General features: G+C 40.3%; 19 protein-coding genes. 7 read left to right on the top strand and 12 right to left on the bottom strand.

Annotation, left to right across the window (positions count from 1 at the left end; translation table 11 throughout):
- Window positions 1–3: 3 nt before the first annotated feature.
- The gene (locus V7Q04_RS12305; RefSeq protein WP_333805467.1) at window positions 4–1560 is read left to right on the top strand and encodes a phosphoethanolamine transferase; all 1557 of its coding nucleotides are present in this window, start codon (window positions 4–6) and stop codon (window positions 1558–1560) included.
- 83 nt (window positions 1561–1643) lie between these two features.
- On the top strand, window positions 1644–2114 hold the full coding sequence (locus V7Q04_RS12300; protein ID WP_333805465.1) for a DNA-deoxyinosine glycosylase: 471 nt from the start codon (window positions 1644–1646) through the stop codon (window positions 2112–2114).
- On the opposite strand, the gene V7Q04_RS12295 is transcribed toward V7Q04_RS12300, so the two are convergent.
- Genes V7Q04_RS12295 through nikA form a run of 6 tightly spaced genes read right to left on the bottom strand, consistent with a single transcriptional unit; the run spans window position 2111 to window position 7529 of the window.
- On the bottom strand, window positions 2111–2635 hold the full coding sequence (locus tag V7Q04_RS12295; RefSeq protein ID WP_333805463.1) for a GNAT family N-acetyltransferase: 525 nt from the start codon (window positions 2633–2635) through the stop codon (window positions 2111–2113). The two genes, V7Q04_RS12300 and V7Q04_RS12295, sit on opposite strands and share 4 nt — an antisense overlap.
- Window positions 2622–3371 carry an ABC transporter ATP-binding protein gene (locus V7Q04_RS12290; protein ID WP_333805462.1) on the bottom strand — a complete coding sequence of 250 codons (750 nt, stop codon included), beginning with the start codon at window positions 3369–3371 and terminating at the stop codon, window positions 2622–2624. Before V7Q04_RS12290 ends, V7Q04_RS12295 begins: the two co-directional genes overlap by 14 nt.
- Window positions 3359–4156 carry an ABC transporter ATP-binding protein gene (locus tag V7Q04_RS12285; protein ID WP_333805461.1) on the bottom strand — a complete coding sequence of 266 codons (798 nt, stop codon included), beginning with the start codon at window positions 4154–4156 and terminating at the stop codon, window positions 3359–3361. Before V7Q04_RS12285 ends, V7Q04_RS12290 begins: the two co-directional genes overlap by 13 nt.
- A complete protein-coding gene (gene opp1C / locus V7Q04_RS12280; protein ID WP_333805460.1) occupies window positions 4153–4998 on the bottom strand; it encodes a nickel/cobalt ABC transporter permease in 846 nt (281 codons plus the stop codon). Before opp1C ends, V7Q04_RS12285 begins: the two co-directional genes overlap by 4 nt.
- The gene (opp1B, locus tag V7Q04_RS12275) at window positions 4995–5924 is read right to left on the bottom strand and encodes a nickel/cobalt ABC transporter permease (RefSeq protein WP_333805459.1); all 930 of its coding nucleotides are present in this window, start codon (window positions 5922–5924) and stop codon (window positions 4995–4997) included. Before opp1B ends, opp1C begins: the two co-directional genes overlap by 4 nt.
- Window positions 5925–5933: 9 nt before the next feature.
- Window positions 5934–7529 (bottom strand): nickel ABC transporter substrate-binding protein, encoded by a 1596-nt coding sequence (nikA, locus tag V7Q04_RS12270; RefSeq protein ID WP_333805458.1) that lies wholly within the window; start codon window positions 7527–7529, stop codon window positions 5934–5936.
- 81 nt (window positions 7530–7610) lie between these two features.
- Between nikA and V7Q04_RS12265 the strand changes: the two genes are divergently transcribed.
- Together V7Q04_RS12265 and V7Q04_RS12260 are read left to right on the top strand one after the other, a co-directional pair.
- Window positions 7611–8804: an OprD family outer membrane porin gene (locus tag V7Q04_RS12265; protein WP_333805457.1), complete on the top strand. Its 1194-nt coding sequence runs from the start codon at window positions 7611–7613 to the stop codon at window positions 8802–8804.
- Window positions 8805–8917: 113 nt separating this feature from the next.
- Window positions 8918–10105: an EAL domain-containing protein gene (locus tag V7Q04_RS12260; protein ID WP_333805456.1), complete on the top strand. Its 1188-nt coding sequence runs from the start codon at window positions 8918–8920 to the stop codon at window positions 10103–10105.
- On the opposite strand, the gene V7Q04_RS12255 is transcribed toward V7Q04_RS12260, so the two are convergent.
- From V7Q04_RS12255 to V7Q04_RS12235, 5 genes are all read right to left on the bottom strand, one after another.
- Window positions 10102–10953: an FAD:protein FMN transferase gene (locus tag V7Q04_RS12255; RefSeq protein WP_333805455.1), complete on the bottom strand. Its 852-nt coding sequence runs from the start codon at window positions 10951–10953 to the stop codon at window positions 10102–10104. The two genes, V7Q04_RS12260 and V7Q04_RS12255, sit on opposite strands and share 4 nt — an antisense overlap.
- Before the next feature lie 9 nt (window positions 10954–10962).
- Complete coding sequence (locus V7Q04_RS12250) at window positions 10963–11472, bottom strand: EF-hand domain-containing protein (protein WP_333805454.1); 510 nt, start codon at window positions 11470–11472, stop codon at window positions 10963–10965.
- Between the two features lie 87 nt (window positions 11473–11559).
- Entirely contained in the window at window positions 11560–13089 is a 1530-nt protein-coding gene (locus V7Q04_RS12245; RefSeq protein ID WP_333805453.1) for a PAS domain-containing sensor histidine kinase, read from the bottom strand.
- A 100-nt stretch (window positions 13090–13189) separates the two neighbouring features.
- Window positions 13190–13954, bottom strand: a complete 765-nt coding sequence (locus tag V7Q04_RS12240) for an undecaprenyl-diphosphate phosphatase (RefSeq protein WP_333805452.1) — start codon at window positions 13952–13954, stop codon at window positions 13190–13192.
- 75 nt (window positions 13955–14029) lie between these two features.
- Window positions 14030–14758, bottom strand: coding sequence for a hypothetical protein (locus tag V7Q04_RS12235; protein WP_333805451.1), 729 nt, complete (start codon window positions 14756–14758; stop codon window positions 14030–14032).
- A 282-nt stretch (window positions 14759–15040) separates the two neighbouring features.
- Between V7Q04_RS12235 and V7Q04_RS12230 the strand changes: the two genes are divergently transcribed.
- From V7Q04_RS12230 to V7Q04_RS12220, 3 genes are read left to right on the top strand one after another with little or no spacing between them, the layout of a single operon-like run.
- Window positions 15041–16360, top strand: coding sequence for a double-cubane-cluster-containing anaerobic reductase (locus V7Q04_RS12230; RefSeq protein WP_333805450.1), 1320 nt, complete (start codon window positions 15041–15043; stop codon window positions 16358–16360).
- The gene (locus V7Q04_RS12225) at window positions 16360–17118 is read left to right on the top strand and encodes an acyl-CoA dehydratase activase (RefSeq protein WP_333805448.1); all 759 of its coding nucleotides are present in this window, start codon (window positions 16360–16362) and stop codon (window positions 17116–17118) included. Before V7Q04_RS12230 ends, V7Q04_RS12225 begins: the two co-directional genes overlap by 1 nt.
- 59 nt (window positions 17119–17177) lie before the next feature.
- Window positions 17178–18260 carry a DUF4062 domain-containing protein gene (locus tag V7Q04_RS12220; protein WP_333805447.1) on the top strand — a complete coding sequence of 361 codons (1083 nt, stop codon included), beginning with the start codon at window positions 17178–17180 and terminating at the stop codon, window positions 18258–18260.
- Window positions 18261–18291: 31 nt separating this feature from the next.
- On the opposite strand, the gene V7Q04_RS12215 is transcribed toward V7Q04_RS12220, so the two are convergent.
- Complete coding sequence (locus V7Q04_RS12215; RefSeq protein ID WP_333805446.1) at window positions 18292–19563, bottom strand: HlyD family type I secretion periplasmic adaptor subunit; 1272 nt, start codon at window positions 19561–19563, stop codon at window positions 18292–18294.
- Between the last annotated feature and the right edge of the window lie 19 nt (window positions 19564–19582).

Below are 19582 nucleotides of genomic sequence, written 5' to 3'. Positions count from 1 at the left end.
TTCATGCCTTTTAAACTTTTTGCATCACACAGTCAAAGAACCATTCTACTGCTCTCTTTGGGTATGGTTTCACTTTATAACATTACATTCTTTTCAAAAATTTTCACATTTGCCATGGAAGAGAAAAACTATTTCATTGCCTTTAGTGCGCCTTTCATTCTGATGCTTATGTTCATTTGTATTCTCAATTTTCTTTTACTGCTGACACACCGAAAAGTATTTAGAATTTTTGTCTCTATCCTCATAGTGGTGGGTGCGATGTCAAGTTATTTCATCGATACGTTTGGAACGGTTATCGATAAAAATATGTTTATCAATGTGATGCAAACGGATAGTGCTGAAGTGCTTGATCTTTTTACGCCTAAACTTATCATCTACCTCAGTTGTGCTAGTCTTCTCTCTTTTTGGGTACTGTTTAAAGCACCTATCTCTTTTTCAACTTATGCGAAAGAGTTTGCACAAAAAGCTCTCGTGGGGGTCCTTTCTTTATTGATTATTGTAGGGCTTTATATGATGGTGAGCAAATCCTACAGTTCATTTTTTAGAAATCACCATGAACTCAAGATGTACCTCAACCCCGCTTATCCCATCGCGTCTTTTTCCAAATTTGTCTATGCTAAAGTAAAACCAAAGCCAGAATTTAGGGCTATTGCCACAGATGCAACACGCCAAAGCAGTGCAAAGAAAAAACTGGTCGTATTTGTCTTAGGAGAAACGGCACGTGCGCAAAACTTTTCACTGGGTGGCTATGACGTACCGACCAATCCACTTTTGTCTAAAAGAGATGACGTCGTTTACTTACAAAACTTCGCTTCATGTGGCACGGCAACGGCTATTTCAGTACCGTGTATGTTTTCAAAATTTGGCAGAAATGATTGGGGAGATGACAAAGAATACTTTGAAAATGCTGTCGATGTTTTGGCAAAAACAGGTGTTCGCATTATTTGGAGAGACAACAATTCAGGTGGTGACAAAGAGATCGCAAAGCGAATGAAAGACGTTGTTCAATATGGCGGTCAAGGTTTTGATGAAGTGTTGCTCAAAGATTTTCAAACCAACATAGATGCACGCTATGAAGATACGTTTATCGTGCTTCATCAAGAAGGCAGTCACGGACCAACCTACTTTAAACGTTACCCCGATACATTTAAAAAATTCACACCTACCTGTGACACACAAGAACTCGATAAATGTAGCCATGAGCAAATCGTCAACACCTATAATAACACGATTCTCTATACCGATTACATCATCAATGAAACCATCAATCAGCTCAAAGCAAACCAAGATAAGTATGACATTACGCTTATCTACTTTTCCGACCATGGCGAATCACTCGGGGAAAATGGCGTTTATCTACACGGCCTTCCTTATATGATCGCTCCAGAGACCCAAAAACACGTACCTGCACTCTTTTACTTTGGCGATAAAACAAAGAGAGAATCTTTACAGGTAAAAGCTAATGAACGCTTTTCACAAGACAATTTCTTTCACACACTCTTAGGTCTCTTTGAGGTGAAAACAAGCGAGTACAAGCCGAACCTCGACCTCTTACACTAGGTTTGTGCTATACTTTTTGATAGTTGATGGCTCTTGGGCAAAACTCATGAGCCATAAAAGTCCCTAATAGAAAGTAAAAAGAGATGCAACACTCCTTTGAACCTGTTTACAATACCGCCTCAAAAGTGCTTATTTTAGGCACATTTCCCTCTGTTAAATCACGTGAACAAAACTTTTATTATGCCCACCCTCAAAACCGTTTTTGGAAGGTGATTGCCTCATTAACCCATGCACCTTTGCCTATCACTATCGAAGAAAAAAAAGTACTGCTCTTAAAACACGGTGTCGCTCTTTGGGATGTCATTTACAGTTGCGATATTATAGGCTCAAGTGACAGTAGCATCAAAAATGTTAGACCGATGGATTTTTCCAAGATTTTAAAGGAGACTTCTATCAAGCAGATTTATGCCAATGGAGCAACAGCAGAAAAACTCTACCAAAAGTATTGTGAAGCAGAAACAGGTATTTCCATCATCAAACTTCCCTCGACCAGCCCTGCCAATGCGGCATTTTCACTGGAAAAACTTATTGCGAAGTGGCGTGTTATACTTTAGGCATAACACGCCACTTCGTATTCAACCAATTTTTCCATATGCACGGTTTGCCAAACGCCTTCTTCCTCAAGCGTTATCTCAAATCCCATAGCCCGCCAAAAAGAGAAGCCTCCTGGTAAAAAATAATGTGTGTGCAGGTAAAGTGTCTCATAACCGCACGCTTGCGCAAAAGTACTTGCGTGCTCAAATAACATAGCCCCTATCCCCTGACGGCGATGATGCTCATCCACATAGCAACGAGCGACTTCTGCTATTTTAGCATCGGTGGGGTAATACGTATGAAACGCTTCAATACGGTGGTCATACTTGGAAAGTGCGATACACCCTACAACCTCATTCGTTTCAGTTAATGCCACAAATAGGGCATTACAGGGATCATTACACTCTTTTTTAAAGCGCTCTTTTAGCATATCGTAGCGCTCATGTGTGATTCTATCACCAAAATGCCCTCGATGTTGCTCCCATAAAAACTGCTCTGTTGCTTCTTTTATCCAAGCACTTACCCGTTCAATTTGTATCATGACATCTAACTCCTTTAAAGGGAATAACCGCTTCTAAAAGCCGTTTGGTATAGGGATGCAATGTCTCTTTATGCACCTGCCCTAGGTCTATTGCATCAACAATTTTTCCTTGATGTAACACCAAAAAACGATCGCACAAGGCACTTACACTCTCTAAATCATGGGCAATGAACAGATACGTCATCCCATACGTTTCTCTGATCTGCCTTAAAAGCTGCAACATCTGTGCTTGAATCGAAACATCTAAAGAACTCAGCGCTTCATCCAAAAGTAAAAATCGTGGCTTCTTGGCTATAGCTCGTGCTAAACAAATACGTTGCAACTGTCCACCACTCAATTCATGCGCATAACGCTTCAGCAAAGATGCTGACAACTCGACACTCTCTAACAGTTTGTGACTGGATTCAAGACTAAGTGTGGTTTGACTCATCCAAAAAGGCTCTTGCAAAATCTCCTCTACACGAAATCGCGGATTGATGGAAGTGGTATAGTCTTGAAACACTATGCTCATAGCACCCATGTGGTGTTTTTTCCATATATGAAGGGGCTCATTTTCTATCATTATCTCACCGCTTTGCGCACTCTCAAGCCCTAAGATAAGCCTTCCTAATGTGCTTTTACCACTTCCACTTTCACCTACAAGCCCTACACACTGTTGCGCTTTGACATCAAAAGAGAGATGATCCAAGACTCTTTTTCCTTTATACTGTTTGCAAAGATCTTTTACGCAAAGCATTGTTGAAACCTCTTTGAGAGTATGTGCCTCGTTTGAATCAAATAACGAGTATATTCATGGGAAGGTGCACGAAAGAGTTGCTCTGCTTTTTGGTATTCAACACACCTGCCCTCTTTCATTACCAACACATTTTCTGAAAGGAATGAGATAACACCAAGGTCATGCGAAACAAAAAGGAGTGTCTTTTTTTCTTCCTCTTGAATGGTTTTTAAAAGTTCAATAATATGACGCTGATGAATCACATCCAAAGCGGAGGTAGGCTCATCTGCGATAATAAGACGTGTCTCTTGTGCCAACGCTAAAGCGATCATCACGCGTTGCAACATACCACCGCTTAACTCATGAGGGTATGCTTGCATGAGTTCGTTTGATGCTTTAAGTCCCATTTTATGGAGCCAATAAAGACTGAGTTCATTTGCTTCATGAAACGATTTGAACTCTATCAAACTTTCTAACATATGAGCACCAATCGTAGAGAGCGGATCAAAGGCATTGATGGCATCTTGTAAAACCATCGCTATTTTTTTACCTCGAAGGTGTCGTAACATTTCTTGTGAAGAGCCTATCAGCTCTTGTCCTTCAAATAAAATGCTTCCACGTACATCAAGCCATGGCGCATTAAGCCCCATAATTGCTTTACAGCTCAAAGACTTTCCACTACCACTCTCACCGATAATTCCCAATGTTTGAGCTTCTTTTAGCTCAAAAGAGAGATGACTGACCAATGTTTTTTGATTACGTTTGTCTGTAATACTAAGATCCAAAACGCGTAATAAATCGCTCATACATTCTCTTTAATAGGTGGATAATATTTTGGATCAAGCGCGTCGCGTATGCTGTCGCCTAAAAAGTTAAAAGATGCAACAACTAAAAGAATTGCCATACCGGAGGGAAGCATTTGTATAGGTGCTATGCTCATGACATTTTTGGCTTCAGAGAGCATCATGCCCCACTCAGGTGTTGGTGCTTGAACCCCAAGACCTAAAAAAGAGAGTGCCGAAATGCTCAAAATAACCCAACCTGTATCGAGTGTTGCGAGCATTACCACATCATCTACAATAGAAGGTAAAAGATGTTTACGAAGAATTGTCCATGATGAGACACCTGCAACCCGCGAAAATAAAATATAATTACTCTCCTTATGCGTCACAACAAAGGTATGAATCATGCGCGTGTACCACGCGACTTTGGCGATAACACTCGCGATAATAATATTTTCAATGCCAACCCCCAACATTCCCACAATCGCTAAAATGAGAAGTTCACTCGGAAAAGAGAGCATCATGTCACATACACGCATCATAATCTCTTCAACCGATTTAAAAAACCCAGCAATCAGCCCTAAAAAAGTCCCTACACTTATGGTGAGTACCATCGTAAAGAAGGCTAAAAACAGTGTTGTACGAATGCCATAAATCAGCCTTGAAAAAACACACCTTCCTAAATGGTCTGTGCCAAAAGGATACTCCACGTTCCATGGGGAAAATTTAACACTCAGGTTGGGAAGGAGTGGGTCATGAGGCACAATCCAAGGGGCAAAAACACCTAGAACTATCATCATCACGATCACGCCCAATGATGCAATCGCAAGGGGGTCTTTACCCATTTTAGACCAAAATGAATTCATAGGCTTTTTCTCAACCGTGGGTCTAAAGAGCGTACGAACACATCAGCACAAAGATTGAAGAGTATAAACAAACATGCCATTAAAAAAACATATGCTTGAATCATCGGGTAATCACGACTAAAGATAGCATGTACACAGAGCCTTCCAATACCAGAAAGTCCAAAGATATTTTCAACCACCACCGTTCCAGCAATCAGTTTTGGTATTGACATTCCAAGCGCAATGATACAGGGACGAAGCGCATTGTTGATGATATGCCAGTTGATAACCGATTCTCTTAGCCCTCGTGCCTTTGCATACAAAACAAAAAGCTCTTCTTTCGTTTCTATCATCGTGTTGCGCATCATACGTGCATAGGTCGAGATGTAACTCAAAGAGAGCGTAAGCGAGGGGAGAATCATACTCTCAAGCCCCACAAAGCCACTGGTAGGTAAAAGGTTTAAATGCAATGAGAACAACCACACCAAAAGAAGCCCTTGCCAAAAACTGGGCATTGCCGTTGAGACAAACACAAAAAAGCGGATGAGTTTATCACTCCAACTTCCCTCATACAAGGCACACACAATGCCCAGACCAAACCCAACACACACAATCAGCACTAGTGTAACCAGTGCTAGAAGTAGTGTTATCGAAAGGGCTTGTGTTATCTCCTGCACAACAGGTGTTTTGGTGGCATAACTCAGTCCAAAATCGCCATGAAGAATGCCTTTTAACCACAAAACATACCGCTCATACCATGGGGCATTTAAGCCAAGTTCTTCTTTCATTTGTACTAAAGCTTCTGGAGTCACGGTGATCTCATTAACGCGAAGAGCTACTTCCGCAGGATCACTTGGACTTAAATTCATAAGCAAAAATGTAATGAATGAAATGCCGATTAACAACGGTACCATCCATAAAATCCGCTTGAATATATAGGCTCTCATTCCATCTACTTATTGAAAAGACATCTTCTCAAATGCGATTTCATACTGCGATGGATTAAAACTCACCCCTTTGAGATGCGATGTAAAAACAGCTTTTGTACGAGAATAACTGAGTGGTACATAAACACTTTCATCGTGAATGTAGCGCAAAATCTCTGCATACATTGCTTGACGTTTGGCATTATCTGGTTCAATTAATATCGTTTGAATGCGTCCATCTAACCATGCTTTTTTCTCTAACCCAAGTTGTGCTTGATAATCCCCATGTGCCGCCATTCTCCATGAAGAGATGTACGATTGCGGATCATACGGTAAACCCCATGAAAGGGCGTATTGTAAGTCAAAGTCACCACTTTTTTGGCGGTCTAAAAAAGCTTGTTTCTCTTCACCGATGATTTTAAGATCGATGCCTACAGCTTTGAGATTGCTTTGGATGTATTCGCTAATGGTTTTTTCTTGCGCGTTGTTAATGTTAAAATAAAAACGCAAGCTCAGCATTGTGCCCTCTTTGACACGGTAGCTACTTTTTTCATCCATAACCCAACCCGCTTCATCTAAAAGTGCTTTGGCTTTTTCAAGATTGTATTCTTTAAGGCTCAATTCCACATTGCAGTAAGGGGTTGTCGGTGAAAAGAGTGTCTTTGCAATCGTTTCGGAATTATTCAAAATACCTTTGACAATTTCCTCTTTTTGAATGGCATACTGCAACGCTTCACGCACTTTTACATTGCTCGTAATGGGTTGTTTGGTGTTTAAAAGTATGGCTCTTGAAGCGGTTGGCTGACTTAAAAGTGTGGTGTATTTACCCTCTTTTTGAAGCACATTAAACGCATCAAGGTTAATCATATCGCCATCGGCTCCAAAGATAAGGTCTATTTCACCTTTTTGCAGTGCCAATAAAATTGTCTGATGATCAGGCATAACGCGCCATTTAATACTCTGTAATTTTGGCTTCTCGCCCCAATAAGTAGGGTTTGCCTTAAATAGGGCATGTGCATTTTTTTCATGCTCACTTAAAATCCAAGCCCCTGTACCAATGTAGCTTTTAACACCATTTTTGGTACCACCCTCCATAAAACAGTGAGGGGCAATAAAGCGAAATGGTCTGGTCATCGCCAATTCCATGAGTGTTGGATAGTACGGATTTTTCAGTGTGAGTTTATAGGTATACTCATCAACAACATCGCTTCCAATGATTTCATTGATAAGTTCTAACCATGCATGACGCGCACGATTGTCTAATACCGCATCGATGTTTTGCTTCACAACCTGTGCATTAAAAGGGGTACCATCGCTAAATTTGACATCTTTGCGAAGGTGAAAAATGTACGTTTTCCCTTCATCTTTTATCTCCCAACTTTGCGCCAACCAAGGCTTAACGCCCTCTGATGTGTTGATAACTAAGGATTCAAACACCATATTTTGAGCGGACATTTCACCACCGTAAAGATGCGGGTTTATGTTGCGAATATCTTTGGTACTTGCGTACACAAGTTCTTTTTTATCACTTACTTTGCTTTGTGATTGACGCTCACATCCACCCATAAATAGGGCACCCGCGCACACAAGCAATACCCCTAATATCAGCTGAATTAATTTTTTCATGCAACTCCATTTTATAATACTAATATAAATTTAGTGTTATTATAGCACACGAAATTAAATTTAGTATTATAATGGAGATGTATGACACATATGAAATTAGGGATGAATGCTCTCATTGTTATGGGTTTAGCAACTAGCACTTTCGCCGCGGATACGCTAGAAGATGCATTTAAAAAGGGGAAAGTAACGGGAGAAATTCGAGCGTACTACTTTGAACGCGATACGGGAACAAAAGATGCCAATATATTTGCAACCGGTCTGATGCTCAATTATGTTACCGATAGTTTTAAAGGATTTAAGCTAGGAGCTACCTTTCAATCCAGCTCAACCCCTTTTGCAGATGATGATGCAAAAGCACTTTTTATAAGAGATATGTGGGCGCAAGGTGCACAACTTTCTGAAGCGTATTTAGCCTATACCCTTGGTAAAACAGAGACAAAAGTGGGTCGTATGTATCTTAATACTCCGCTCATCGCAGGAAGCGGTTCTCGTTTGGTTCGAGAATCTTTTGAGGGAGCAAGTATTATCAATACTGACCTACCAAGCACAACGCTAGGGGCTGTGTACATCGACAAATTTCAAGCACGTACCAATCGAGCGGGCGATCTTGGAGAATTTGCCCAATATGGTGATGGTGTCTACTCACTGTATGCGATCAACAAATCTATAACGGGATTAACTCTTATGGGCGCATGGGCGCAAATAAACGATTACCATAAAGTTCTCAAAACAGCACTCGACACGGATCTTGATATTTATGCCGCTGAAATCATATATGAAAATAAAGTTGGCACTTTTGGGTACACCCTATCAGGTCAATACTGGTTCAATAAATACAGTTCCACCCTAGCGGGAACCGATGACACCATTAATGGGTATGGTCTTAAAGCAGGTGCAAGCTATGCCGACTTAAGCGGGTATCTCGCTTACTCAAAAATTTCAGATGACACGGTTGCTGCCAATCAGCTTCTACACGGTGTCGGTAATGGCTCAGATCTTATCTACACCAATTCACTTATTAGCTCTTATAACTATGACCCCGATATGAAAGCATACGCTGCGAATTTAGAGTATGCCCTGACACCATCCGCTAAAATCGGTACACTTTACACGTATACCGACACCAAAAATGTTGAAGTCTCTTACACAGGTTTTTATGCCTCTTACACCTTTAGTGGGTCACTTAAAGGTGTAAATCTCATTGCTCAGTATGAAAATCTTGGCGAAGATCAAGACGGTCATGAACTCCGTTTTAAAGGCGCTTATAAATTTTAGTTTGACCAATATACGGTGTTTTTTACACCGTATATCCTCTGCCTCTTTTTTAATCAACCACTCTAATTTACGCATGTTATAATGTGCCACATAACCCCTCAAAGGATCGACTCGTGGTTTCAAAACTTATAGAAGATAACAGCATCTGCATCTATTTTCAGCCCATTATTTCCATTCGCAGTGCAAAAGTTATTGGAGTTGAAGCCTTAATGCGTGCGCACGATGAGAACAATGAACCGCTTTCTCCTATCTTTGTATTTGACCAAGCGAAGAAAGAAAACCTCTCTTTTGAGTTAGATAAGTACGTTCGTATCAAAGCTCTTGAAACATTTAAACCCCTTCTTGAAGCCAATAAAGAGATTCTTTTATTTCTCAATTTTGAATCCCATCTGCTCGATAGTAAGATTAGCTTCCACGATTTTGCTTTTAGTTCCCTTGCCAATGATTTTGGAATTCCTCCTTCGCGCATTGTCATTGAAATTAAAGAGTACCAGATAGAAGACAGTGAACGGCTCAAACAGTTCTGCGACTTTTACAAAGAACGCGGTTTTCTTATTGCCTTGGATGATTTCGGAGCGGGCAATGCTAACTTTGACCGTATCTCTACGGTTCGTCCGCACATCGTCAAAGTCGATCGTTCCATTGTTTTTAATATGCATCAAAACTTTATCCATAAAGAGATACTCAAATCTATCGCCAACATGTGTTTTAATATCGGAGCACTTGTACTTGCTGAGGGTGTGGAAGAAGAAGAGGAGATTTTGCGCTCCTTGAAACTGGACATTGACCTTTTTCAAGGCTTTTGGTTTGCCAGACCGAGTGGATCACGGTATGATAAAGCACTTTTGGATGATAAAATCACCTATATTGGGGCAAAGCATACCCAAAATGTTAAAGCTTCCATGCAACTCAAAGAGCTTTTAATTGAGAGTGCCAAAACCTATACCCATACCATTATTGAAGCCATTAAAACAACACACAATCTCAATCTGTTTGGGTTTTTAAAAGAATTTGAAATCATCGAAGCCATCTACTTCATCGATGCACATACGGGCGTGCAAGAAGGCGATACGTTTATCAGTGCCGATACCAACGACTTTTTCACACCTGCTCGTGATGGCGATAACCACGCGCTTAAAGAGTACTTTTACATCACCAAAGAGTCAAAACGAGGCAATTATCTCAGCCAAAAGTACATCTCACGTGCCTCAGGAAGAATGTGCCGAACCTTTGCTCAAAAATTTGTCTTAAACGATAAAGAGAAAATTTTGTGTCTGGATCTTAAAGTGCATACCCTTTAATCATGGGATGCCCACACGCTCAATGTTGTGATATGCTGAGGCGAGCGAAGTAAAGGGTTAATCAAAAGTGCTGTACTCCAAATGCCTGCATCAACCGTTGTGGGTGCCATAATGCTGATTTGACAAGGTGGCATGAGTGATGTTACTTGCGTATGCGGAGCAATAATATGTGAAAAACGTTTTTCTTCAATGGACGTGAAACGTTTTGAATGCCCCGATGTACAAAGTGAAGCGTTATGAAGCTCTCGTATTGTGACGTTTTTGTCTGGATCTTCGGGATCTTGTATACCAATACGCCACGGTTCATTATCGCAGTTTCCATAAACTGCAACATCGCCTCCAAAATTGACCAACGCAGACGTAATGCCCATCTTTTGAAGCACTAAAATCGTTTGATCTACCGCATACTCTTTCACAATTCCCCCTAAATCAATCTGTGTATAAGGATTGGTAAAGTGCAGTGTCGTCTCTTCTAAGCTCAAACATTGGGATGAAGCAAAAGGACTTAGCGTTTCACATATACGTTGATATACGTGTAAAGAATCAGCCTTATACGCTTGTCGGAGTGTTCCAGCTAACGCAACGTCAAAGATTCCTTGCGTCATTTTTGTGTAAAAAAGAGATAATCTCAAAATGGCGGAAAGCTCTTGAGTGATCGTAAGAGTATCTTGGGTGCGGTGGTTTATGGCATAAATCTGAGAGGTTGTTTCAAAAAAGCTATACTGGGATTGTAAGCGTTGTATTTCGGTAAGCAAAAAAGAGAGGATCTCTTCTCCTTCTTGCTTGCTTGCGACATCCATTTGAATTTCGCACGGTGTTGTAAAAGCTGTAAAATGAGCGTTATACAACGTAAACTTTTAAGCCGTAAGTGATGTTGCGCTACTGCTACTGCTTGTTGTCGAATCCGTATTGCCATACGATGCTAAAATCTTTTGCAACAATGTTGATTGCAAATCTTCAATCGATTTTTGTGTCGAAACTTTCGTTGCTGATGTATCATTAGACGATTGGGATTGTTTGAGTGCGCTTAAAAGCTCATCCGAACTGATTGTGCCATCTTTGTTTGTGTCCAATGCGCTAAAGAGTTTATCTGCACTACTCGAACTACTGTTATCGCTGCTTGAGTTACCCGATAATGCATCAATAGCAGTTTGAAATTCAGACTTATCAATGCTATTGTCTTGATTTGTATCCATTGAAGTCATCAATGATGATGCCATCTGACTTGCAATGTTACTGTAATTTTGTGATGAAGAGACTCCGCTTGCACCACTTTGGCTGTGGCTTGAAGACATGCCACTCGCACCGCTTTGGCTATTGACATTACTGCTACTATATGACGATGTGAGGCTACTACCAATGGTCATACTAAACTCCTTTGAGTGCAAAACAACTTTTACATTATTTTACACCCAAAAGGGTAACTGAAAAGTAACAATACCTTATGAAAGTCCCTAATCCTTCGGAAATTCTAAGATAAATCGTACTCCAAGAGTTGTATTTTCATCTTTGATATTTTCAACTCTAATTCTACCGCTAAAACTCTGCTTCATAATCATCGAACAGATATAAAGGCCAATGCCACTGCCTTGCATTTTACCTTTGGTTGTAAAGTAAGGCTCAAAAATACGCTCCATCAAAGCCTCTTCAATTCCCCCTGCATTATCTTCGATACTCAAATAAATCTGTTCATCATCACTCCATGCAAATAAACAAATCTGCTTGGTCATCATCGTTTGCGAGCTAAAAGCATCTTTAGCGTTGGAAAGAAGGTTGAGAATGACTTGTTGCAATTCATTTACCAAACCATAGACTTTTAAAGAAGAATCAATGTTCAAGGAGAGAGAAATACCATCTGCATTGAGTTGCACTTCAACAATATGTGTCGCATAAAGTACGCTTTCATAAAGTGAAAAAGATTTTTTCTCTTTATTGGGGGTGTAAAAATTCATAAAGTCATTGATAGTATTGCTCATCTGCTCGGTCAGTGATTCTATCGTACTCAGTGAGCTTTGAAGCTTTTCATCACTTAATGTACCTAGCTCATGCTTGAACTTTAAATCCAAGGTTGTTATATTCATCACATTAAGTGGTTGGCGCCATTGGTGGGCGATATGCCCTACCATCTCACCCATAGCAGCAAGTTTATTTTGTTGAATAAGCATCGCTTCTTGCTCTTTTTGCACGGCTCTTGCTTCTACCATCAAGGTGATATCAAAAACCGTCATTATCTTATACGGACCACCGATAATATGCTCTAAAATTCCCTCACTCACATGGACGTGAATACTTTTACCATCTTTGCGTAAAAACTCCATTTCTCCATCATAGGCGATAGATTGGTGTTTGAGAAATGTCTCATGGTGTGCTTGCGTAATTGTCTGGAGAAGCTCTGGAACAAGCAGGTTAAAATGCCTGCCTATAAGCTCAGCTTCCGTATAACCATAAATATGACTGTACGCAGGATTTACGGCGACAAAGCGTCCCAATTTATCGATTAAACAGATGCCTAGATTGGCGGTTTCAAAAATCTGTTCGTAAAAAGCCTCGCTCTCCTCTATGTCACTCTCTTCATGAAAAATATGACCTTTGGCCGTTACACTTGTTTCATGACTTTCCAGATGGCACTCTTTATGTACCTCCCAAAATAAAACAACATAGCCTTGTTTAACACCCTCTTCAAAAATGGGATTTGCCCTGACATACACGTCAATCCATTTGCCATCTTTGGTTAAAAATATTTCTTCACTCTCATACGTTTTACCTTGCAAAAAAGCTTTGTAAAGTGAGCACTGCAAAAGCCCTTGATTGCCGTGATGTGCGTGAAAAATAAAATGCCCAATTTTACCAACCAGTTCGGATTCATCATAGCCTAAAAGCTTTTGAGCGGAGGGATTAAAATGTGTTATCTTGCCATCAACATCAAAAGCGTAAAGCCCTTCACGCATTGAGTCATAAAAATTTTTTAAAAAACTATGAGACATGGGATAGCTCCTTTGCTAAAGGAAATCGTATTTTTGACAACAGTTGAGAAAAGAAGTGGCGAAAATTTTATCTTTTTCGCCGTGGATTGTTACGTTTTTCTTAATAGTAAGCGAGAAGCGCTACACCAAAGATAATACGGTAAATACCAAAAGAAACAAACGTATAACTTTGTAAAAATCTCAAAAAGAGTTTGATGGTAAAGTAAGCCATAATAAATGCTACAACAAAACCAACACCCAAAACAAGAAGATTGTCAGCATTAAATTCTTGGTAGTTTTTAACGATGCTATACCCTGTTGCCGCGCTCATAACAGGAAATGCCAGTAAAAACGAAAACTCTGCACTCGCTTTGCGCGTAAGCCCCACAAACATGGCACCCAAAATGGTTGAGCCTGATCTGCTTGTTCCAGGAATTAAGCCTGCAAGTTGCGCTAAGCCGATTAAAAAAGCTTGCTTGTAGCTCACTTTTTCAACATCATTAATAAAATGTTCTTTAGGCTTGTAGTACTTCTCAGCAAGCAAAAACACAACACCGCCAACGATAAACATGGTGGCTACAACATCAACACTGAAAAGCGCTTTGATATGCTTTGCAAATAAAAACCCAACAATACCAATGGGTAAAAATGCCACTGCCATTTTTTTCCAAAGCTCGATTTTTTTGATGGTAAATTTCTCTTTGTACGCCACAACAACCGCCAAAATAGCTGCAAATTGAATGATAATCTCATACGCCTTGGTCACGCTGTCTTGTTTGATACCTAAAAAATCCGCCGTAACGATCATATGCCCTGTTGAAGAAACAGGTAAAAACTCAGTGAAACCTTCTACCATTCCCATAATGATTGATTGTAATATATCCACGAAAAATCCTACATGTAAAAATAAAAAAGGATTGTAACATAAGCCATATTAGACTTTACATGTAAAGGAAAAATGTTAGCTACTCTGTTGCAATAGTCCACCTACAAGGCTAGATTTGAGTGATTTGATGTAGTTTTTGTAGAGTTTTTTATTGAGTTGGTCAGATCCAGGGGTTTTGTCCTCTTCACTTTTTTCCATCTCTTGCATTAAGGTTTCAACCAGATCGTTATCGGTGCTATTGGTTGCCGTCGTTTCTGTATCGCTTTTAGGATTGGCATCTTTTTGCAATTCATCATAGATTTCGCCTAAATACTGAGAAAACTTACCAAGACCCGCTGATAAAGCGCCATTGGAAGCGTAAATATCTTTAAATTTACTCAAAACATTATTGACTGATTCAAGATCATAAGTATAGGTATCGTTTTTACTTGTTGACACACCATTGCCATACTCAACATCAGCTGAATAGTTATATTTGATGATTCCCAAAACACCTTTGAGAATGTTCTCATCCTCTCCTTCATCAAGCATTTTAGTGGTGGTTTGACTTACGGCATCCTTCAGTGTTGAAGAAGCGCTCTCGGGTAAAATGACAACACCTAATCCTCCACCATTTGCTTCATATTCTTTTAGCTCTGGGATACTCGCAACAATTTTCTCGATATAATCATGCAAGCTCGAATCATATGGCTTATCTACAACCGTACCAGAAATTTCCGCTTCACGCTCTTCAAGCACTTGATTGGCATATTTGTCATTTTGAATATAAAGCCAATACCCCACACCACTTTCATGTACATACATTTCCAGCCCCTTGTGTTAAAAGCATATGTTTGAACTAAATATATGCAAGCAAAAATAATTCCGATGATCTCATAAATGAGGTTTTACCTAGTAATATTTATAGATTAAACTTAAATCTAACTAATTTTAAAAGGTTAAACTTTTTTTAATGACTACTAGATTACAATACATTAAATGCTGTTGGTCTAAGGCTTAGACGTACATGAAGTAGCACCTCTTTTTCCTGCTTACCCCTTTACATGTAAACCCCACAGCACTACATTTTTCACACAAGGAACGACAATGGGTGTTGAACTCCATAAAGATTTATTGAGTAGTATTGGTGTTGACGTTGAGCGTCATGCAAAGATGATGGGTATGGGACTTGCAGGCTATCAAGCAGGTTTTATGAGCCAACCCAATCGCCCCAAAGCGATGGCATATTTTGACTGGTTTATGAGCGAAATCCAAGCGGAACGCATTGCTGAGATTAACGCGCTTAAAGCGCAAAAAAAACCAGCCGTGGGTACGTTTTGTATCTTCGTTCCTGAAGAGATTGTTGTAGGCGCTGGTGGGGCTTGTTTTGGACTGTGTGGCGGAGCCAATCCTCCTATCGCCGATGCGGAAACAGAGCTTCCTCGTAACATCTGCCCGCTCATCAAATCCGCTTACGGCTTCAAACTCCAACACACTTGTGCCTATACGCAATCGGCTGATTTTATCTACGGTGAGACCACCTGTGAAGCGAAGAAAAAGACATGGGAACTTTTGGGAAAACATCACCCTGTGCATGTCATGAACATTCCACACATGAAGCGCGAAAAAGATCTCAAAATGTGGCAAGAGGAGATCAAAGAGTTTAAAGAGCACATCGAAGAGGTCAGTGAGCGAAAACTCAGCCTTGCGGAGATGCTTGAAGGTGTCAAAGTCATCAATGCCAAACGTGACGCGATGAAACGCCTTGACACGCTTCGTGGCATGCACCCAGACATTATGCCTATCAGCGGTAAAGACGCACTGTTTATCAGCCAAATGAGCTTTTTAGATGACCCAAAACGCTTTACGCAAAAAGTGAATGAACTCTGCGATGAACTCGATGAGCGCATTAAAAATAAAGTAAGCGTTTTCCCTGAAAATACGCCTCGTATCATGGTTTTAGGCACACCTATTGCTCCACCAAACTGGAAACTTCACACCGCTGTTGAAGGCTCAGGTGCGTGCATCATCAACGAAGAAGGATGCATCGGACATCGTTACTTTAAAGACAATGTGGACATCGAAGGAGTACAAAGCGAAGACGAACTCTATGCACGCTTGATGCAACGCTACTCCAAAATCGACTGCGCGTGTTTCACGCCAAACACAGGTAGAACTGATAAAATCGTCCAAATGTACAAAGACCGCAAAGCCGATGGTGTCATCTACTACACCCTCTCTTTCTGCCACACCTACAATGTCGAGTCGCACCTTGTCACCGAAGCATTAGCGAAAGAAGGTATTCCGTGCCTCGTTATTGAGTCGGATTATTCCCCTGAAGATGCAGGACAGATCAAAACCCGTGTTGAAGCCTTTTTAGAGAGCATCACGTTTAAACAAAAAGCCGAAGCGTTCGCAAACAAATAATGTTTTGGGGCGTAGATATAGGCTCAACCTATACAAAAATCATCGGTATCGGAAGAGAGAAGGAGATCACCCATCACGCGGTGATCCCGACCATTTTTAACCAAGATGTCATCGTGGGCGAGTATTTGGCAGACAAAGAGGTCAAAATGCTCGTCGCCACAGGCTACGGACGCCATATGCTCGGAGATTCGCACGGTGCGCCCGTCATCTCCGAGATCAAAGCCCACGCTAAAGGGGCGTACTTTTTCCACAATGAAGTCAAAACCGTCATCGACCTTGGCGGTCAAGACAGCAAAGTCATCAAAATGGGCGATGATGGCAGCTTTACTGACTTTCGCATGAACGATAAATGTGCGGCAGGTACAGGAAAATTTCTCGAAATCGCCGCGAATCGCTTGGGCTTAGAGATGGAAGCGTTTGCCAAAGCAGGATTTCAGCACGACAAAGAACTCACCATCTCCAGCATGTGCGCCGTCTTCGCCGAATCTGAGGTCATCTCCCTCATCGCCAAAAAAGAAAGCCTAGCGAACATCTGCTGGGGAGTCCACGAATCCATCGCCTCTAGGCTTGCTTCGATGGCGAAGAAATTCGTCGTCAAAGAAAACGACTGCATCGTCTTCACAGGTGGTGGCGCACTCAACCCTTTTTTACATCATATGCTAGAGCTTAAACTCGAACGCAAAATCCTCGTTCCAACACACCCGCAACTCATCGGCGCGGTGGGTGCGGCACTTTCGGGGTTTGAAGTGGTGCAGTAGTTTTTTTACATGTAAAGGTTTGGATATAATTTTGTATCAATAATTTTCAAGGATATTTTGTGAATGACTCATACAAAAAGCACCAAATTTTTATAAGCTCAACCTATGAAGACTTAGCAGAAGAGAGAAAAGCGATTTTTGAAGCTATCTTGGAAGAAGGACACATGCCTGCAGGTATGGAGCTTTTTGCAACATCTGAGAAAAGTAAATGGTCATATATCACAGAGAGAATTGAAGACTGCGATTACTATATTTTGATTATTGCACATAGATATGGAAGCGTCGATGATGATGGGATTAGTTTTACCGAAAAAGAATACCGATATGCTCTTGAAAAGAATATCCCTATTATGGCATTTATCATTGATGAGAAAGCTTCTACAAATGGTACGAAACAAGAGAAAGACACTACAAAATTAAACGGATTATTAAAGTTTAAAGAAGCTATAAAATCTAATGGCAGAATGTGCCAATTTTTCCTCAACAAAGATGACCTCAAATCAAAATTTAAAACCTCTCTTCACCAATATATTCGAGACTATCCACGCACTGGTTGGGTACGTAGCGATAGTCAAATTATTCAAGAAAGAATGATGGAACATGATATAGAGTTTGTTTATATGTTTTTAACATACCAACGAACAGTGCTAACCACTTGTATCATTGAATCAACAAATCCAAAAGGTGAATCTTCTAATAAAGATTTGAACTTTCAAGATATACACAATTTATTTAATATAGCTTCACCTAAATTTAACAATAATACATCAAGTGTTTATGAAGTATTAATAAAAGAATCTAATCAACTTAGCAGTAGCATTCAATTTTTACTTAATAATCAGCGAATTCATTTAAATTATGAGTTGTCTCTGAATTTTTTTGATTTCGTAAAAAATACAAACTTTTATCTTCCTCTTATAGAAAAAATTTTTGCATTAGAGGTTGAATTTGAACCTTTTGAAGATTATTTGACTCAAATGATTAAAAGAACAACAAAACCTCAATTATCTGGAGACTATATTATGAATACTTTTTATTATTACCATCAATATTTAATTTTTATCAATAACTGGATTATAAAATACGACGACCTCGTATATGAAATTCGTTCCAAATACAATGCAGTTATAAAACCAAACTAACCATTACATGTAAAGAGCTTTGATACAACCATCAAGGCTCTAAAAGAGCATTTTTCCCCATGCGTTTAAGTGGAAGTAAAATGTACCCAAGTACAGTTCGTTTTCCTGTGATGATGTTAACCCCCGCTTCCATCCCAGGCATGATAGGCAAGTTTGGACCTAGCCTGTCTTTGGAGGCTTTGATTTTCACCGCATAAAAAATCTCACCTTTTTGGTTGGTAAAACTATCGGGGCTGATGGAAACTAGCTCGCCTTCGATCATGCCATAACGTGCATAATCATACGCGGTGATCTCGATGTTGGCTTTTTGACCCATCCAGATGCGTCCACGATCTGACGCTTTGATGTTTGCTTCGATCATTAAACCCTCTTCCAAAGGGGTGATTTCTGCCACTTTATCACCCGGTTTGATCGTTCCGCCCACCGTGTGAAAGTAGAGAACATTAACGATACCATTCACTGGAGAAGTGATGAGAAGACGGTTTGCTCGATCAACACTCGCTTCACTTTGTTGTGAAAGTTGGCTCAGTTTGAGGCGGACATCTTTGAGTTCATTGAGCAGTTTTGACTGGATGTCAGAACGAATGGAGCCTAGCTCATACATCGCCTCTTTGTATTTACCTTGGGTGACAGGAATGAGGTTTTTTACCTCGTCCACTTGCGTGATGAGATTTTGTTTTTTACTCATCTCAAAAAGATACTCTTTGCGTGAACCCGCACCCGATTTCATCAACTGCTCAGTAATGGAGGTATTTTCTTGAGCCATATTGAGCTCTAGGGAGAGGTTTTTTTGCCTGCTTTCTAGCTCTTTAAGTTCATACTGTCGCTGTTCTACTTTTTGTTGAACTCCATTGAGGCGTTCCGAATTGTTGAGCTTTTCACTGCGAAAGATTTGCAACTCATTGTGTACAATTTCAGGGTATAGCTCGGTCACATCTTTATCAAATACTAACTCTTTGTCATCAATCAAACTCATAAGCCTTTGCTCTTTGGCTTGCAAAGAGACACGATCCAAATCTTTACCTTTGAGGTCGGCTGTAAAAAAAGCTTGATTGAGCTGATAGATCGGCTGGTTTATTTTAACGTTATCACCTTCTTTAACGAGAATTTCAGAGACGATGCCACCTTCCATATGTTGAAGAACTTTTGTCTGACCTGAGGGGACAATTTTACCGTTTCCTCGTACCACTTCATCGATTTCACTCAAAGCCGACCAGAGGAAAAAGACCAGAAAAAAGAGCCCAATAGGCACAACGGTAATGTAATAATTCCAGCGCTTTTCAATCATCATTTTATTAATCATGGCTATTTGCCTTATTCAT

The organism is Sulfurospirillum sp., from assembly GCF_036802865.1.
In the GTDB taxonomy this organism is placed as follows: Bacteria; Campylobacterota; Campylobacteria; order Campylobacterales; family Sulfurospirillaceae; genus Sulfurospirillum.
Note: the sequence above shows the minus strand (reverse complement) of the source record. Positions and strands in the feature narration are given on the sequence as shown.

What these genes read in the sequence shown, in the direction of transcription:
- V7Q04_RS12305 (WP_333805467.1), top strand. Translation starts at nt 4, where the DNA reads ATGCCTTTTAAACTTTTTGCATCACACAGTCAAAGAACCATTCTACTG.
- V7Q04_RS12300 (WP_333805465.1), top strand. Translation starts at nt 1,644, where the DNA reads ATGCAACACTCCTTTGAACCTGTTTACAATACCGCCTCAAAAGTGCTT.
- V7Q04_RS12295 (WP_333805463.1), bottom strand. Translation starts at nt 2,635, where the DNA reads ATGATACAAATTGAACGGGTAAGTGCTTGGATAAAAGAAGCAACAGAG.
- V7Q04_RS12290 (WP_333805462.1), bottom strand. Translation starts at nt 3,371, where the DNA reads ATGCTTTGCGTAAAAGATCTTTGCAAACAGTATAAAGGAAAAAGAGTC.
- V7Q04_RS12285 (WP_333805461.1), bottom strand. Translation starts at nt 4,156, where the DNA reads ATGAGCGATTTATTACGCGTTTTGGATCTTAGTATTACAGACAAACGT.
- opp1C (WP_333805460.1), bottom strand. Translation starts at nt 4,998, where the DNA reads ATGAATTCATTTTGGTCTAAAATGGGTAAAGACCCCCTTGCGATTGCA.
- opp1B (WP_333805459.1), bottom strand. Translation starts at nt 5,924, where the DNA reads ATGAGAGCCTATATATTCAAGCGGATTTTATGGATGGTACCGTTGTTA.
- nikA (WP_333805458.1), bottom strand. Translation starts at nt 7,529, where the DNA reads ATGAAAAAATTAATTCAGCTGATATTAGGGGTATTGCTTGTGTGCGCG.
- V7Q04_RS12265 (WP_333805457.1), top strand. Translation starts at nt 7,611, where the DNA reads ATGACACATATGAAATTAGGGATGAATGCTCTCATTGTTATGGGTTTA.
- V7Q04_RS12250 (WP_333805454.1), bottom strand. Translation starts at nt 11,472, where the DNA reads ATGACCATTGGTAGTAGCCTCACATCGTCATATAGTAGCAGTAATGTC.
- V7Q04_RS12245 (WP_333805453.1), bottom strand. Translation starts at nt 13,089, where the DNA reads ATGTCTCATAGTTTTTTAAAAAATTTTTATGACTCAATGCGTGAAGGG.
- V7Q04_RS12235 (WP_333805451.1), bottom strand. Translation starts at nt 14,758, where the DNA reads ATGTATGTACATGAAAGTGGTGTGGGGTATTGGCTTTATATTCAAAAT.
- V7Q04_RS12230 (WP_333805450.1), top strand. Translation starts at nt 15,041, where the DNA reads ATGGGTGTTGAACTCCATAAAGATTTATTGAGTAGTATTGGTGTTGAC.
- V7Q04_RS12225 (WP_333805448.1), top strand. Translation starts at nt 16,360, where the DNA reads ATGTTTTGGGGCGTAGATATAGGCTCAACCTATACAAAAATCATCGGT.
- V7Q04_RS12215 (WP_333805446.1), bottom strand. Translation starts at nt 19,563, where the DNA reads ATGATTAATAAAATGATGATTGAAAAGCGCTGGAATTATTACATTACC.